This window comes from Pandoraea capi (assembly GCF_902459735.1).
GTDB classification, from domain to species: Bacteria; Pseudomonadota; Gammaproteobacteria; order Burkholderiales; family Burkholderiaceae; genus Pandoraea; species Pandoraea capi.
On record NZ_CABPRV010000005.1, the window covers coordinates 212873 to 226812 of the forward strand.

The following is a 13940-nucleotide window of genomic DNA, read 5'->3' on the forward strand; positions in this document are numbered from 1 at the left end:
TTATCAGCCTCTCGCGGATATGACCCGTTTGCGCCAGCGTTGCGCCGCCTCTCTGCCTTATCACGTTCACTGTTGTTGGCCCTGCGCCAACTGATGTGACGCGTCGCCTTTCTGCGCGCGCCATCCCCCTGCACCTCGCTGCACATTCTGCGCCGTTCGCCGCCGGTCACGACCGGCCCGCGTTGCGCTTTCGTGCCACTGCAAACTCGCGTCGATCCGCCCCAAGACGGCCGGACGTCGCACGACAGGACCGTCATCAGGCTTATGTTCACTCGTCTTCGCGAAGATATCGCCGCCATCCGTCAGAAGGATCCCGCCGCCCGCAGCAACTGGGAGGTCTTCACCTGCTATCCCGGGCTGCATGCCGTGATGTTGCATCGCGTCGCCCATCAGTGCTGGACGTCCGGCTTCAAATGGCTCGGGCGTTACGTCTCGCAGTACGCCCGCTTCCTGACTGGCATCGAAATCCACCCGGGAGCGACGCTCGGACGCCGGGTCTTCATCGATCACGGCATGGGGGTCGTGATCGGCGAGACGGCGGTGATCGGCGACGACTGCACGATCTATCAGGGCGTGACGCTCGGCGGCACATCGCTCGCGCGCGGTGCCAAGCGGCATCCGACGCTGGAGCCGGGGGTGATCGTCGGTGCGGGCGCGAAGGTGCTCGGCGGCTTCACGGTCGGCGAGGGGGCGAAGATCGGGTCGAATGCGGTCGTCGTGAAGCCCGTGCCCGCGGGAGGCACCGCCGTCGGCAATCCGGCGCGCATCGTGCGTGCAGAGACGCGATCGGACACGCCGCGCCAGGGCGGCGATGCGCCGGCGGGCGGATCGAGTGGCGCGGGCAGCCATGCACGCAAGACGGAATTCTCCGCCTATGGCATCACGCCGAACGCGGACGATCCCGTCTCGCTGGCGATTCACGGCCTCATCGAGAATGCGACCGATCAGTCGCACAAGATCGACGTGATGGTGGCGGCGCTGAACCAGCTCGGCGCACATCTCGAAGCGCTCGGCGCGAGCAAGATCGATACTGCGGAGCTGCGCAAGCTCGGTAAGGAAATTCAGGACATGTGACGCGTGACGATGGGCGTGATGGGCGTGATGGGCGCGATGGGTACTATCCCGCGCACGAATGTGAAGACGGCCCGCTTTCGAGCGGGCCGTTTCGTTGGCGGTGGCGCATGACGCCGATTGCTTCGGGCTTGAATCAGCCGGGAGCGACGGTCGACGGTGAGAGATCGATAGCGCGCAACCCGTGGGCGTCCCATTGCAGGTAACCGCCGCGCGGCGGATCGATGTCGAACTCCCAGTCGGGCAGTACCCAGCGCACGCGACGGCCATGCGCATGCCGTGCAGGGCGATGCGTGTGCCCGTGCACGAGTGTGCGCTCTCCTGCGGCGTCGAGCAGGGCGGCGATGGCGTTCGCGTTGGCATCGGCATACGCCATGCGATGCGCGCCCTTGGCGGCGCTGCGCCGCCGGATACGATCCGCGATGCCCATGCGCAAGCGCAGCGGCAGCGTCAGGAAAAAGGCTTTGCCCAGCGGCGAATGCGCGATCCGGCGAAAGCGCTGATAGCCCACGTCGTCCGTGCACAACTGGTCGCCGTGGCTGAGCACGAGCGCCTGACCGAGAAACGAGAAGACGCACGGATCGTCGAGCATGACCGCACCGGCGGCCTGCGCAAAGCGACGGCCGAGCAGGAAGTCGCGATTGCCGCGCATGACCGCAATCGGCACGCCGCTGGCCGACAGTGCCGCCATGGCCGCTGTCATGCGACGTGCGAAGACGCCGAGCGGTTCTGCGGCGCCCTCGGCGCGGGCGTCGTGAGCCCGGTCGGCATCGAGCATGTCGTCGCCGATCCAGTATTCGAACAGATCGCCGAGGATGAAAAGGATGGACGCTTCACGCGCGGGACCGCGCAGGAAGTCTTCGAAGACTTGCACCGTACGCGGCAGGGCCGGCGAGAGGTGAAGATCGGAAATGAAAAGCGCGGGCCCGTCGCCCCGTGGTGTCACCGGGCATTGCGGGCACCGCGCAGTCGATACTGGCATCGAGTGTCGCAGTTCGCAGTGCGTGCGCTTACGCGACGATCACGGCCTTTTCGATGACGACGTCGTCGACCGGCACGTCCTGATGGAAGCCCTTCGAGCCGGTCTTCACGCCCTTGATCGCGTCGACCACTTCCTGGCCTTCGACGACCTTGCCGAACACGGCGTAGCCCCAGCCTTGCGGCGTCGGTGCGCTGTGGTTCAGGAAGTCGTTGTCGTTCACGTTGATGAAGAACTGGGCCGTGGCCGAGTGCGGATCGTTCGTGCGCGCCATGGCCAGCGTGTACTTGTCGTTCTTCAGGCCGTTGTTGGCTTCGTTCTCGATCGGCGTTTCCGTCGGCTTTTGCTTCATGCCGGCTTCGAAACCGCCGCCCTGAACCATGAAGCCGTTGATGACGCGGTGGAACACCGTGCCGTCATAGAAACCGTTCTTGACGTAGTTCAGGAAGTTCGCGACCGTCTTGGGGGCCTTGGCTTCGTCGAGTTCGATACGAATGACGCCGTGATTGGTGTGCAGTTCAACCATGATGCTTTCCTTCTGATGAAATGGTCCTGATGGGCCGGAGGATTATCAGCGCTTGACGACGCTGGCCGATTCGATCACGACCGTGGTGGCGGGCACATCGGAGTACATGCCCTTGCGGGTCGTGGCCACACCCTTGATCTTCTCGACGGTGTCCATGCCGGACACCACCTTGCCGAATACCGTATAGCCGAAGCCGTCCGGGTTGGGGTAATCCAGTGACGCATTATCCTTCACATTGATGAAGAATTGCGCGGTCGCCGAGTTCGGGTCCGACGTGCGGGCCATCGCAATGGTGCCGATCGTGTTTTTCAGACCGTTCTTCGATTCGCTCGGAATCGCGGCGCGCGTGGGCTTCTGATCCATGTTCGCGGTAAAGCCGCCGCCCTGAATCATGAAGCCGTTGATGACGCGATGGAAGATCGTGCCGTTGTAGAAGCCGTCGTTGACATATTGCAGGAAGTTCTCGACCGTCTTGGGCGCCGCTTTCGGGTTGACTTCGACCACGAAGTTGCCGAGCGACGTCTTGAACTGCACCTGTGGTTGCGCGTTCTGGGCGAAGGCGGGCAGGCTCGCACTGCTCAGCGCTGCGGCGGCGATAACGCTGCCGACACCGCCGAGCACGGCGCGACGCAGACGATTCGGAAAGGACATGCGTGTCTCCATGACGTGAGGGGAATCGCTTCGAGTCAAAGCGCTGCGCTTAGTTGCCCGACTTGCCGACGTTTTTCAACGCGGCGTCGTCATTCGCTTTCGCGGGGGCAGGGGTTTGGCTCACCGGCGCGGCGCGTTGCGGCGTCAGCATGTTCGAGAGTAGCTTTTCGCGATTCGACACACGGGCCGTGGGCGCGAGCTTCAGGGATTTCTGATAAGCCTGTTGCGCGAGCTTGGCGTAGATGTCGCCGAGGTTCGCATAGGCCACCGCAAAGTTCGGGTTGTTGCGAATCGCGCTCTCGAGTGCGGCGCGGGCCTTGTCGTACTCGCCCGCCTGGGCATAGAGCGCGGCGAGGTTGTTGAACGGCTCGGGCAGTTCGGGGAAGTCTTGCGTGAGCGCCGTGAAGGCGTCGATGGCTTCCGCATTTCGTCCCATTTCCATCAGCACGCGACCGCGCGTGAAGCGCACCTGCGCGTCGCGCGGGTATTGCTTCAGGTGCTCGTCGATCTTCGTCAGGGCCGCATTGAAATTCCCCGCGTCGACCAGCTTGTTGATGGCCGATTCGCTGGCTTGTTGCGGCGTTTGCAGCGGGGCTGGCGGGGGCGGATCGGTGATGGCCTGTGCCCCGGCAGGCAGCGCGAACAGCGCGCCGGCGAGGCCGAGGGTGGCGCCGGCGAGCATCAGGGCGCGGGCGCTGCGAGCGGCAGCGGCGACCGGGCGGATGCCGATGGCAAGGCGCGAAGGAATGCGCGTGGACGAGTGCAAAAGTGACCGGCTTCGTTGCGTCATAGTGGGTGCTTGGGATACCTGAGAGGTGCGCAAGAGATGCTATACTCGGCCGCATTCTAACAAAACACCTGCGCCCGGCCCGCGCCATTTCTCGATGTGGCGGTGGAGGCGGTTCGCAGGTTCGTTTTTTCTACCGCACGGCGCGCAGCCCGCCTCGCGATATTGCTCCGGTTTTACGTGAGGATATCGTCGCAGCGTCCGGTGCTGTTGCCGCCCGGTCAAGCGCATATCTATGGATTCACTCCGTGTCTACAACTCGCTCGCGCGAGATAAACAGTCGTTCGTTCCCCTCGTCGCTGGCGAAGTCCGCATGTATGTCTGCGGGATGACGGTGTACGACTACTGTCACATCGGTCATGCGCGCGTGATGGTGGTGTTCGACATGGTGCAGCGCTGGTTGCGCACGCTCGGCTATCGCGTGACGTATGTGCGGAACATTACGGATATCGACGACAAGATCATCAAGCGCGCGGTCGAGAACGGCGAGACGATGCGCGAGCTGACGACGCGTTTCATTGCCGCCATGCATGAAGATGCCGACGCGCTCGGCGTTCAGCGTCCCGATCACGAACCGCGTGCGACCGACTTCATTCCGCAGATGGTCGACATGATCGGCACGTTGCAGCGTAACGGCTATGCCTATCAGGCCGACGATGGCGACGTGAACTACGCCGTGCGCAAATTTGCCAGCTACGGCCAGCTCTCGGGCAAGTCGATCGAAGACCTGCGCGCGGGCGAGCGCGTGGCGGCCAATGCGGCGAAGCAGGATCCGCTCGACTTCGTGCTGTGGAAGCGCGCGAAGGAGACCGAGCCGGACGAGTCGAAGTGGGCGTCGCCGTGGGGGGCAGGTCGTCCTGGCTGGCACATCGAGTGCTCGGCCATGAGCTGCCAGTTGCTCGGCAACCATTTCGACATTCACGGCGGTGGTGCGGATCTGCAATTCCCGCACCATGAGAACGAAATCGCGCAGAGCGAAGGCGCCACGGGTGAGACGTTCGTCAATTACTGGATGCACAACGGCTTCGTGCGCGTGGACAACGAGAAGATGTCCAAGTCGCTCGGCAACTTCTTCACCATCCGCGAAGTGTTGGCGAAGTTCGATGCGGAAGTCGTGCGCTTTTTCATTCTGCGCGCCCAGTACCGCAGTCCGCTCAACTACAGCGATGCCCATCTGGACGACGCACGAGGCGGTCTGACGCGTCTGTATACCGCGTTGAAGGACGCCGTGGGCGATGGCGCGCCGCTCGACTGGAACGAGCCGTTCGCGCAGCGTTTCGCTGCTGCCATGAACGACGATTTCAATACGCCAGTCGCCATCTCCGTGCTGTTCGAACTGGCCGGTGAAATCAACAAGCAGCGTGATCCCGTGCTGGTGCGTCAGTTGCAAGGGCTGGCCGGCACGCTCGGTTTGCTCGGGCGCGATCCGCAATCGTTCCTCCAGGGAGCGACGGGCGACGAAGGTGCCGGAGATGCCGATGCGCTGCGTGCGTCGGTCGAAGCGCGTATCGAAGCGCGTGCGCAGGCCAAGCGCGATCGTAATTTCGCCGAAGCTGACCGCATCCGTGCCGAATTGCTGGCCGAGGGCATCGTGCTCGAAGACCGTCCCGGAGGCGCCACCGAATGGCGTCGTGCCTGAGCGCGACGCATCGAGGCAAAAAACTCATGGTGACTCGTAAATCCGCAGCCGCAAAGGTTGCGACCAAGACCACGACAGCCAAGCGTGCGGCAGGAGCGGCGGGCGTGGCGAAGCCAGCCCGATCCGCAGCGACGGCTGGCGACAGCGTGCGTCGCGCGCCGCGCAAGGCTGTCACGGCGGCCGGTGCGGCGTCGGCCAAACCGGCTGGCAAGACGTCGGCGGGCAGGGCGCCCGTGAAGACGTCCGGCACCGGCACGGCCCGCAAGACCGCGAGCCGGAAGGTCGCGGACAAGACAGAAAAGATGGAAAAGGCTGCCAGGCCGCTGCCGAAGGCCGTCAAGCCGGTGGCATCGAAGACGGGAGCGAAAGCGCCGCGCAAGACGTCTTCCGGGACATCTGCCAAAGCGGACGCGTCCTCGGCGGCGAGCACGCGTCGTGTCATTGCCAAGCGTGACGGCGAGACGCGTATCGTCACGCCCGAGATCGAGCGTATCGAGAAAGATGTCGTCGAGCAGGCAGTCACGGGTGTCGTGCCCTTGCCGGTGGCGCCGGGGGCATCGCGTCCCGACTTCTGGGATCAGGCATGCGCCGACCTCATGAAGCGTGACCGCATTCTCAAGAAGCTGATTCCCCAGTTCGGTCCCGCGCATCTGACGGGGCGCGGCGAGCCGTTCGTCACGCTGGCGCGCTCCATCGTCGGTCAGCAGATCTCCGTGAAGGCGGCGCAGGCCGTGTGGGATCGCGTGGTGGCGATTTGCCCGAAGCTCTCCCCCTCGCAGTTCATCAAGGTCGGGCACGATGCGCTGGCCGGCTGCGGATTGTCGCGTCGCAAAGCCGAATACATTCTCGATCTGGCGACGCACTTCAAGTCGGGCGCCTTGCACGTCGATGCATGGGCGAGCATGGACGACGAGGCCGTCATTGCCGAGCTGACCGGCATTCGGGGCATCGGCCGCTGGACGGCCGAGATGTTCCTCATGTTCAACCTGCTGCGCCCCGATGTCCTGCCGCTCGACGACGTCGGCCTGATCAACGCGATCAGCGTCAATTACTTCAGCGGCGAGCCCGTCACGCGCAGCGAAGCGCGGGAAGTCGCCGCCAACTGGGAGCCCTGGCGCTCCGTTGCCACGTGGTACATGTGGCGAAGCCTCGAACCGGTGCCGGTCGAGTATTGACCGACTGCCGGTCGGTGATCGGGCGCTTTTTGATCGTTTTACGGTTTCTTTAGACCCGAGGCCGTATAATCCGCGTCCATCCCGTCTCGTCCAGTCATTTTCGACGGCTATTGCGAGCCGAGAGGCGATGAAAGTTGCCTATCTCGATCGGGTAGACGTTACCGGCGGTACAATACGCTGCCGCATTTCCGGGGAAACCTGATGAAGAACACCTTTTTGGATTTTGAACAGCCGATCGCCGAACTCGAAGCGAAGATTGAAGAGTTGCGCTTCGTGCAGGACGATTCCGCCGTCGACATTTCCGAAGAGATCGAGCGCCTCTCCAAGAAGAGCCAGCAGCTCACCAAAGACATCTACACAAACCTGTCGCCGTGGCAGGTTTCGCAAATCTCGCGTCACCCGCAGCGTCCTTACACGCTCGACTATGTGCGCGACATCTTCACTGACTTCCACGAACTGCATGGCGATCGCGCTTTCTCGGACGATCACGCTATCGTGGGTGGCATGGCCCGTTTCAACGGTCAGGCCTGTATGGTCATCGGTCACCAGAAGGGCCGCGATACGAAGGAGCGCGCGATGCGTAACTTCGGCATGCCGCGTCCCGAGGGGTATCGCAAGGCGATGCGCCTGATGAAGATGGCCGAGAAGTTCGGGCTGCCGATCTTCACGTTCGTCGACACGCCGGGGGCTTATCCGGGTATTGATGCCGAAGAGCGCGGTCAGTCGGAGGCGATCGGTCACAACCTTTATGTGATGGCTGAACTCAAGACGCCGATCATCACCACGATCATCGGTGAGGGTGGTTCGGGCGGCGCGCTGGCCGTGGCGGTTGCCGATACGGTCATGATGTTGCAGTTCTCGACGTATTCGGTGATCTCGCCGGAAGGTTGCGCGTCGATTCTGTGGAAGAGCGCTGCCAAGGCGCCTGAAGCGGCCGAAGCGCTGGGTCTCACGGCACACCGTCTGAAGGCATTGGGCCTGATCGACAAGATCGTCAACGAGCCGCTGGGCGGTGCACAGCGTGACCCGCTGGGCATGGCTGGCATGCTCAAGCGCGCGCTGGCCGACTCGCTGCGTCAGTTCCAGGGCATCAGCCACAAGGAATTGCTGGAGCGTCGCTTCGAGCGTCTGATGAGCTATGGCAAGTTCAAGGAAGCCGGCGCGAAGTAAGGCGCCTGCCAATGCGTTGTCGTCCGTCGTGACGATGACGCCGAATCCGATGCCGCATCTCAATGCTTCTTCTGCCGCGTTCGCATCTGCCCGATGCGACGCGGCAGTTGCACATGTGGACGTCGCTTTGCGTGTGGCGCTGACGGCGCACGTCATTGCACATGCTCCCGGACATCTCCCTGCGAACATCGCTTCGCAGCACGTTTCTCCGTCATCTTCCGAGCCGCGTCTCGCCCTTGCGCTGAGCGGGGGACTCGACTCCATGGTGCTGCTCGACGCACTCGCGTATTGGGTGCACAAGCGCCGCGAAGCCGGCCATGCCGTCGCGCAACCCCTCGCCATTCACATCCATCACGGACTCTCCCCGCATGCCGACGACTGGCTTGTCGTGTGCGAGCGTGAGGCGCGTTTGCGCGGATTTGCCTTCGATGCGATTCGGGTGAGCGTGCCGAGCGATGCCCGGCAGGGGATCGAGGGCGCAGCGCGTGCGGCGCGCTACGCAGCGTTGGCGTCGAGCTGCCGGACGCACGACGTCGACTGGTTGCTCAGCGCGCACCACGCGAACGATCAGGCCGAGACGGTGCTGTTGCAGATGCTGCGCGGTGCCGGGCTGCCAGGCGTGGCGGCGATGGCAGTCGAGGGGGAGGTGCCCGGTGCTGGCGCGCAGGCTGGAGGGGTACGATTGCTGCGGCCGTTGCTGGATGTTTCGCGGGAGACGATGCGTGCGTATGCTCAGGCGCGTTCGCTCACGTGGGTCGAAGATCCGTCCAACGACGATCGGCATTACCTGCGAAATGCACTGCGTCACGACGTGATGCCCGCGATTGCGGCACACGTCCCGGCGTACCGCGAGACGTTGGCGCGATTTGCGCGGCACGCTGCGCAAGCGCAAACGCTGCTCGATCAACTCGCGCAACTCGACTTCGACGCAGCGCGAGTGGTCCGCGCGGACGCCGCCGAGTGCCTGCAACGCCGTCGTCTGCAAGCGCTGGATGCGGCGCGTCTCGCGAATCTGCTGCGCTACTGGGTGGTGCGTCGCGGATTGTCGACACCACCGGAAGCGCGGCTCGACGAATGGGTGCGGCAGATTCGTGATGCGCAACCGGAGGCGTCGGTGGAATTGCCACACGGTACCGCCGTATTGCGCCTGTATCGCGATGAACTGCAATGGACGGCGGTGTACGACGTCGCCGACCCGGATGATGTCGTCGACGAGGCGGTGCTGCGCTGGTCAGGCGAGCGCGAATGGGCCTTGCCGCAATGGAAAGGGACCATCGTCTTCACGCCCGTTGAAGACGAAGCGTCTGCCGACGGCAGCGTGGACGAGAGTGTGTTGCGAGCCACGCCGCTGGTCGCGAAGGCCCGGGCAGGCGGCGAGCGATGGCGCGAACGCGCCGACGGACACTCGCGGTCGCTGAAGCACTGGTATCAGAGTCGGGGCGTGGCCGCCTGGCTGCGCAATGTGCCGATCGTCTGGCAAGGAACGCAGATTGTTTTTGTTCCCCGCCTCGGCGTGGACGGCGGCACCCAACGCACGCAGGGCGGCGCGCGATGGCACTTGACCTGGCGTGATGAGGCTTGATGGCGCTTCTGCGTGATGCGCTTGCGTCGCGCGATTTTTCTCTTCTGTCGCGCGCTCTCGCTCTTTGCTTCTGTGTTTCTGTGCTTCTGCGCCTCTAACCTCTGTGCTTCGCCCCCCCATCCTTGGCAACCTTCCGGGCAGCGGGGATTGGAGGCACTCGACTAGGCTCCAACTTAAAGTCGCTACGTCTGAGTCCCCCCAATCCCCGCCCATCAAACGCCCGAATCCCTCCGACAGACCGTCCGAAGCCTCCCTCAAACGCCCGAATCCCTCCGACAGACGTCCGGAGCCACCCTCAAACGCCCGCGTCCCCCCGTCACGCCTCCGACGCCTCCGTCAAACGCCCGCGTCCCCTCGTCACGCCTCCGACGCCACCCTCAAACGCCCGCGTCTCCCCGCCACGCCTCCGACGCCTCCATCAAACGCCCACGTCTCTCCGTCACATCCCCGATGTCTTCGTCAAACGCCCGAATCCCTCCGATAGACGTCCGGAACGTCCCTCATACGTCCTCGCCCCTCCCTTTTCTTCCTGCTGAATCGGATATGTCCGCATATTCCATGCGGCATGGTCGCGAAGCGAATCCGTCGCTGACAGCATAATCTGCTGCAACTCACGGTCAGGGCGGGGCGCAACAGCGCGTTGTGCGTCAAACCGAAGCCGTCGCGATACATTCGTGCGATAATCAAAAGTTCCGCGAATCGAAACGTCTCCGATACCCTTCCGATGGTATCCGCGCAGGATTCATAAACGGTTTTAAATCAATGTGTTAGCAATGTTATGGCTCTGATCGTACACAAATACGGCGGCACGTCGATGGGCTCGGTGGAGCGCATCAAGAATGTCGCCAAGCGCGTGGCCAAATGGCATAAGGCCGGTCACAAGATGGTGGTGGTGCCGTCGGCAATGTCCGGCGAAACCAATCGTCTGCTGGGCCTGGCCAAGGAAATTTCGGCCAATCCGGATCCGCGCGAACTCGACGCGATTGCCGCCACGGGCGAGCAAGTGAGCGTCGGCCTGCTGGCAATGGCCCTCAAAGAGGCCGGCGTCGATGCCGTGAGCTACGCCGGCTGGCAAGTACCGATCAAGACCGACAGCGCTTTCACCAAGGCTCGCATTTCGGAAATCGACGACAAGCGCGTGATGGCCGATCTCGACGCTGGCCGCGTGGTGGTGATCACCGGCTTCCAGGGCATCGATCCGAACGGCAACGTGACCACGCTCGGTCGCGGTGGCTCGGATACGTCGGCAGTGGCCGTTGCCGCGGCACTCAAGGCCGACGAATGCCTGATCTACACCGACGTCGATGGCGTGTACACGACGGACCCGCGTGTGGTCGACGAAGCGCGTCGTCTCGATAAGGTCACCTTCGAAGAGATGCTGGAAATGGCCAGCCTCGGCTCGAAGGTGCTGCAAATCCGTTCGGTGGAATTCGCCGGCAAGTACCAGGTCAAGACTCGCGTGCTGTCGAGCCTGACCGACCCGATGATCGCGCTCGACGAAGAAGCGCGCTCGGGCACGCTGATTACTTTTGAGGAAGACGAACAAATGGAAAAGGCCATCATCTCGGGTATCGCATTCCAGCGCGACGAGGCCAAGATCACCGTGCGCGGCGTGCCGGATCGTCCGGGCATCGCCTACCAGATCCTCGGCCCGATCGCCGACGCGAATATCGATGTCGACATGATCATCCAGAACCTGAGCGTCGATGGGAAGACCGACTTCACGTTCACCGTGCCGCGCGGCGACTATCAGCGCGCGATGACGCTGCTGCAAAACGATGTGCAGGGCCATATCGGCGCCGCTGAAGTGCTGGGCGATCCGAAGGTCTCGAAGGTGTCGATCGTCGGCGTGGGCATGCGCTCGCACGTGGGTATCGCCAGCAAGGCGTTCCGCACGCTGTCGGAAGAGGGCATCAACATTCAGTTGATCTCGACGTCGGAAATCAAGATCTCGGTGCTGATCGACGAGAAGTACATGGAACTCGCCGTGCGCGCATTGCACAAGGCTTTCGAACTCGATCAGGCGTAAGCCGTCGAAGCGGTTCGGAAGTTGTTGAGCCGGCAGTAGAAATTTGCGGAAAAACGCGCCGCATGCGAGTGGGATGCATGCGGTGCGTCGCGGAAAATTCGCGCGTAGATGCGGGAAATTTCCTCGGAACGTGTCGAGCGCATGACACGTACGCAAAAAAAGTTGGATTTCGATGCGGATAATGTTTGACGGCATCGAGAACAGTAGGTAGTATCACGGCTTCGTTGCATCACCTCCCTGGTGCAACGCAAGTTTGGGAGACGTGGCCGAGAGGTCGAAGGCACTCCCCTGCTAAGGGAGCATCTGGGCCAAAACCTGGATCGAGGGTTCGAATCCCTCCGTCTCCGCCAAAAGCGGTGACAAAGCCCCGCGAGTTCGAGGACTCGCGGGGCTTTTTCTTTTTCGGCTATCCCCATTGTTCTTGTGCGGCATAGGTACGCAGCCGTGCGTGAATAAGGTAAAGTAGCACCCCCGTTATCTTTCCGTCGAATTTCGAGCGAGGACAATCATGTCGACTATCACTACCGATTCCGGCCTGCAATACGAAGACCTGCAAGTGGGCGATGGCGCAGAAGCTGTTGCAGGCAAGAGCGTCTCCGTTCACTACACGGGCTGGCTCACCGACGGCAAGAAATTCGATTCCAGCAAGGATCGTAATCAGCCGTTCGATTTCGTTCTCGGCGGCGGCATGGTCATTCGTGGCTGGGACGAAGGCGTTCAGGGCATGAAGGTCGGCGGCAAGCGCAAGCTCATTATTCCGGCCGAACTGGGCTACGGTGCACGCGGTGCAGGCGGCGTGATTCCGCCGAACGCCACCCTGGTCTTCGAGGTCGATCTGTTGGACGTCTGAAGCATCGAACGCCGCAAGTCACACACTTAGCGGCACGGTCGAAGCAACAGACACCCCCGGTGCCTCGCAGGCGCCGGGGGTGTTGTCTTTTCGACGTTTCAAATTCATGTGTGCCGGCGTCACGAGCGCCGGTGATACAAAGGAGCCTTTACGAGGTGTCTCACTCAGTAACGTCTGTTTCCAGATTCTGGTTTCCCTTTTCGCTGGTGCTCTTCGAGTTCGCGGTCTATATCTCGAACGACATGATCATGCCCGGCATGCCGCTGGTGACGCGCGAGTTTGGCGCGAGCGCCGAAGCGACGACGCTGGCACTGACCGCCGCGATGCTCGGCAACGCGAGCCTGCAATGGCTGCTCGGCCCGCTCGCCGATCGCTTCGGTCGCCGTCGTGTGCTGCTCTCAGGCCTCGCGATGTTCATCGTCGCCTGTCTGGCCGTGCACTATGTGCAGTCGATGCCGCAGTTCATCCTCCTGCGCTTCCTGCAAGGGATGGGCTGCTGTTTTGTGCTGACGGTCGGTTATCCGACGGTGCATGAGGCCTTCGAAGAGAAGACGGCCGTGCGCGTCATGGCGCTTATGGCGAATGTCTCGCTGCTCTCGCCGCTGTTCGGGCCGCTCGCCGGGGCCGCTGTGGTGTCGTTCTGGCCGTGGCGCAGCATCTTCTGGCTCATCGCCATCGTCGCCGTGTTCTCATTTGTCGGGCTCTACCGAACGATGCCGGAACTCTCACGGCACGACCGCAATGCGTTAAATGCCAGCCAGTTGTGGCAGGGCTACAAGCTCCCGCTCTCCAGTGGTCGCTTCTGGCGCGGCGCTGTGCTCACGGGCCTGGCCGTCACGCCGCTGCTCACGTGGATTGCGCTCGGGCCGGTGTTCCTGATCGAGCGCGCGGGGCTGTCGCAGATGCAGTACGCCATGTTGCAGGTGCCGGTTTTCGCGGCGCTGATTCTCGGCAACGTGCTGCTCGCGCGTCAGGTCGGACGCTGGTCGAATGGCCGGTTGCTCGCGACGGGCGTCGCCGCCATGCTGGTCGGTGCGGCCGTGTCGCTCGTCGGTACGGCGATTCTTGCCCCCGGCTACCCGGCCTTGCTCATCGGCACGACGCTGCACGCGTTCGGCATGGGCATGAGCTACGGTGTGGTGTATCGCCAGTCGCTCTTTGCGGTCGACAGTCCCAACCGGGCGACGGTGGCGGGCATGCTGAGCATGATCACCATCGTGGTCGCTGTCGCCGTGATCGAAGCAATGAAGTTCGCCTATCTGCATTTCGGCGACGCGGCGCTCGGTATCGGCGCGATGCTGGCCGCCGCGCTTGTCGCCGTACTCGCGGCGAACTTCGTGCCGCCGCCCGCACAGGATGCGCTATCGCAGACCGGTCGACGCGCATAAGTCGAACGCAAGCCGAACGCAGACCGGTCGATCTTGCCTGCAACACCGGCAAGGGATGACGGTGAAATGAAAAACGCCAGCGAACACGATTCG

General features: G+C 62.9%; 12 protein-coding genes and 1 tRNA gene. 9 read left to right on the forward strand and 4 right to left on the reverse strand.

The window, feature by feature from the left end; all coding sequences use genetic code 11:
• Positions 1 to 264 precede the first annotated feature (264 nt).
• Positions 265 to 1074 (forward strand): serine O-acetyltransferase, encoded by an 810-nt coding sequence (gene cysE / locus PCA20602_RS12835; RefSeq protein WP_150721549.1) that lies wholly within the window; start codon positions 265 to 267, stop codon positions 1072 to 1074.
• 133 nt (positions 1075 to 1207) lie between these two features.
• Here the strand turns inward: cysE and PCA20602_RS12840 are convergent, their stop codons facing one another.
• From PCA20602_RS12840 to PCA20602_RS12855, 4 genes are read right to left on the reverse strand one after another with little or no spacing between them, the layout of a single operon-like run.
• A complete protein-coding gene (locus tag PCA20602_RS12840; protein ID WP_246182144.1) occupies positions 1208 to 2053 on the reverse strand; it encodes a UDP-2,3-diacylglucosamine diphosphatase in 846 nt (281 codons plus the stop codon).
• A gap of 28 nt (positions 2054 to 2081) precedes the next feature.
• Positions 2082 to 2576 carry a peptidylprolyl isomerase gene (locus PCA20602_RS12845; protein WP_150668310.1) on the reverse strand — a complete coding sequence of 165 codons (495 nt, stop codon included), beginning with the start codon at positions 2574 to 2576 and terminating at the stop codon, positions 2082 to 2084.
• Positions 2577 to 2621: 45 nt separating this feature from the next.
• On the reverse strand, positions 2622 to 3227 hold the full coding sequence (locus PCA20602_RS12850) for a peptidylprolyl isomerase (RefSeq protein ID WP_150721550.1): 606 nt from the start codon (positions 3225 to 3227) through the stop codon (positions 2622 to 2624).
• A 49-nt stretch (positions 3228 to 3276) separates the two neighbouring features.
• The gene (locus tag PCA20602_RS12855; RefSeq protein WP_174981066.1) at positions 3277 to 3993 is read right to left on the reverse strand and encodes a tetratricopeptide repeat protein; all 717 of its coding nucleotides are present in this window, start codon (positions 3991 to 3993) and stop codon (positions 3277 to 3279) included.
• Positions 3994 to 4249: 256 nt separating this feature from the next.
• Between PCA20602_RS12855 and cysS the strand changes: the two genes are divergently transcribed.
• From cysS to PCA20602_RS12895, 8 genes are all read left to right on the forward strand, one after another.
• A complete protein-coding gene (gene cysS, locus PCA20602_RS12860) occupies positions 4250 to 5653 on the forward strand; it encodes a cysteine--tRNA ligase (RefSeq protein ID WP_150721552.1) in 1404 nt (467 codons plus the stop codon).
• Positions 5654 to 5679: 26 nt separating this feature from the next.
• Complete coding sequence (locus tag PCA20602_RS12865) at positions 5680 to 6828, forward strand: endonuclease III domain-containing protein (protein ID WP_150721553.1); 1149 nt, start codon at positions 5680 to 5682, stop codon at positions 6826 to 6828.
• Between the two features lie 201 nt (positions 6829 to 7029).
• Complete coding sequence (locus PCA20602_RS12870) at positions 7030 to 7998, forward strand: acetyl-CoA carboxylase carboxyltransferase subunit alpha (protein WP_069345112.1); 969 nt, start codon at positions 7030 to 7032, stop codon at positions 7996 to 7998.
• Positions 7999 to 8113: 115 nt separating this feature from the next.
• Entirely contained in the window at positions 8114 to 9580 is a 1467-nt protein-coding gene (gene tilS / locus PCA20602_RS12875; RefSeq protein WP_174981069.1) for a tRNA lysidine(34) synthetase TilS, read from the forward strand.
• A gap of 778 nt (positions 9581 to 10358) precedes the next feature.
• Positions 10359 to 11609, forward strand: coding sequence for an aspartate kinase (locus tag PCA20602_RS12880; RefSeq protein ID WP_069345114.1), 1251 nt, complete (start codon positions 10359 to 10361; stop codon positions 11607 to 11609).
• A 256-nt stretch (positions 11610 to 11865) separates the two neighbouring features.
• Positions 11866 to 11959: transfer RNA gene (locus PCA20602_RS12885), tRNA-Ser, on the forward strand.
• A 158-nt stretch (positions 11960 to 12117) separates the two neighbouring features.
• Positions 12118 to 12459 (forward strand): FKBP-type peptidyl-prolyl cis-trans isomerase, encoded by a 342-nt coding sequence (locus PCA20602_RS12890; protein WP_069345115.1) that lies wholly within the window; start codon positions 12118 to 12120, stop codon positions 12457 to 12459.
• A 155-nt stretch (positions 12460 to 12614) separates the two neighbouring features.
• Positions 12615 to 13847, forward strand: a complete 1233-nt coding sequence (locus PCA20602_RS12895; RefSeq protein WP_174981071.1) for an MFS transporter — start codon at positions 12615 to 12617, stop codon at positions 13845 to 13847.
• Positions 13848 to 13940 lie beyond the last annotated feature (93 nt).

What these genes read in the sequence shown, in the direction of transcription:
- PCA20602_RS12870 (WP_069345112.1), top strand. Translation starts at nt 7,030, where the DNA reads ATGAAGAACACCTTTTTGGATTTTGAACAGCCGATCGCCGAACTCGAA.
- PCA20602_RS12845 (WP_150668310.1), bottom strand. Translation starts at nt 2,576, where the DNA reads ATGGTTGAACTGCACACCAATCACGGCGTCATTCGTATCGAACTCGAC.
- cysS (WP_150721552.1), top strand. Translation starts at nt 4,250, where the DNA reads ATGGATTCACTCCGTGTCTACAACTCGCTCGCGCGAGATAAACAGTCG.
- PCA20602_RS12840 (WP_246182144.1), bottom strand. Translation starts at nt 2,053, where the DNA reads ATGCCAGTATCGACTGCGCGGTGCCCGCAATGCCCGGTGACACCACGG.
- PCA20602_RS12880 (WP_069345114.1), top strand. Translation starts at nt 10,359, where the DNA reads ATGGCTCTGATCGTACACAAATACGGCGGCACGTCGATGGGCTCGGTG.
- PCA20602_RS12865 (WP_150721553.1), top strand. Translation starts at nt 5,680, where the DNA reads ATGGTGACTCGTAAATCCGCAGCCGCAAAGGTTGCGACCAAGACCACG.
- PCA20602_RS12850 (WP_150721550.1), bottom strand. Translation starts at nt 3,227, where the DNA reads ATGTCCTTTCCGAATCGTCTGCGTCGCGCCGTGCTCGGCGGTGTCGGC.
- cysE (WP_150721549.1), top strand. Translation starts at nt 265, where the DNA reads ATGTTCACTCGTCTTCGCGAAGATATCGCCGCCATCCGTCAGAAGGAT.
- PCA20602_RS12890 (WP_069345115.1), top strand. Translation starts at nt 12,118, where the DNA reads ATGTCGACTATCACTACCGATTCCGGCCTGCAATACGAAGACCTGCAA.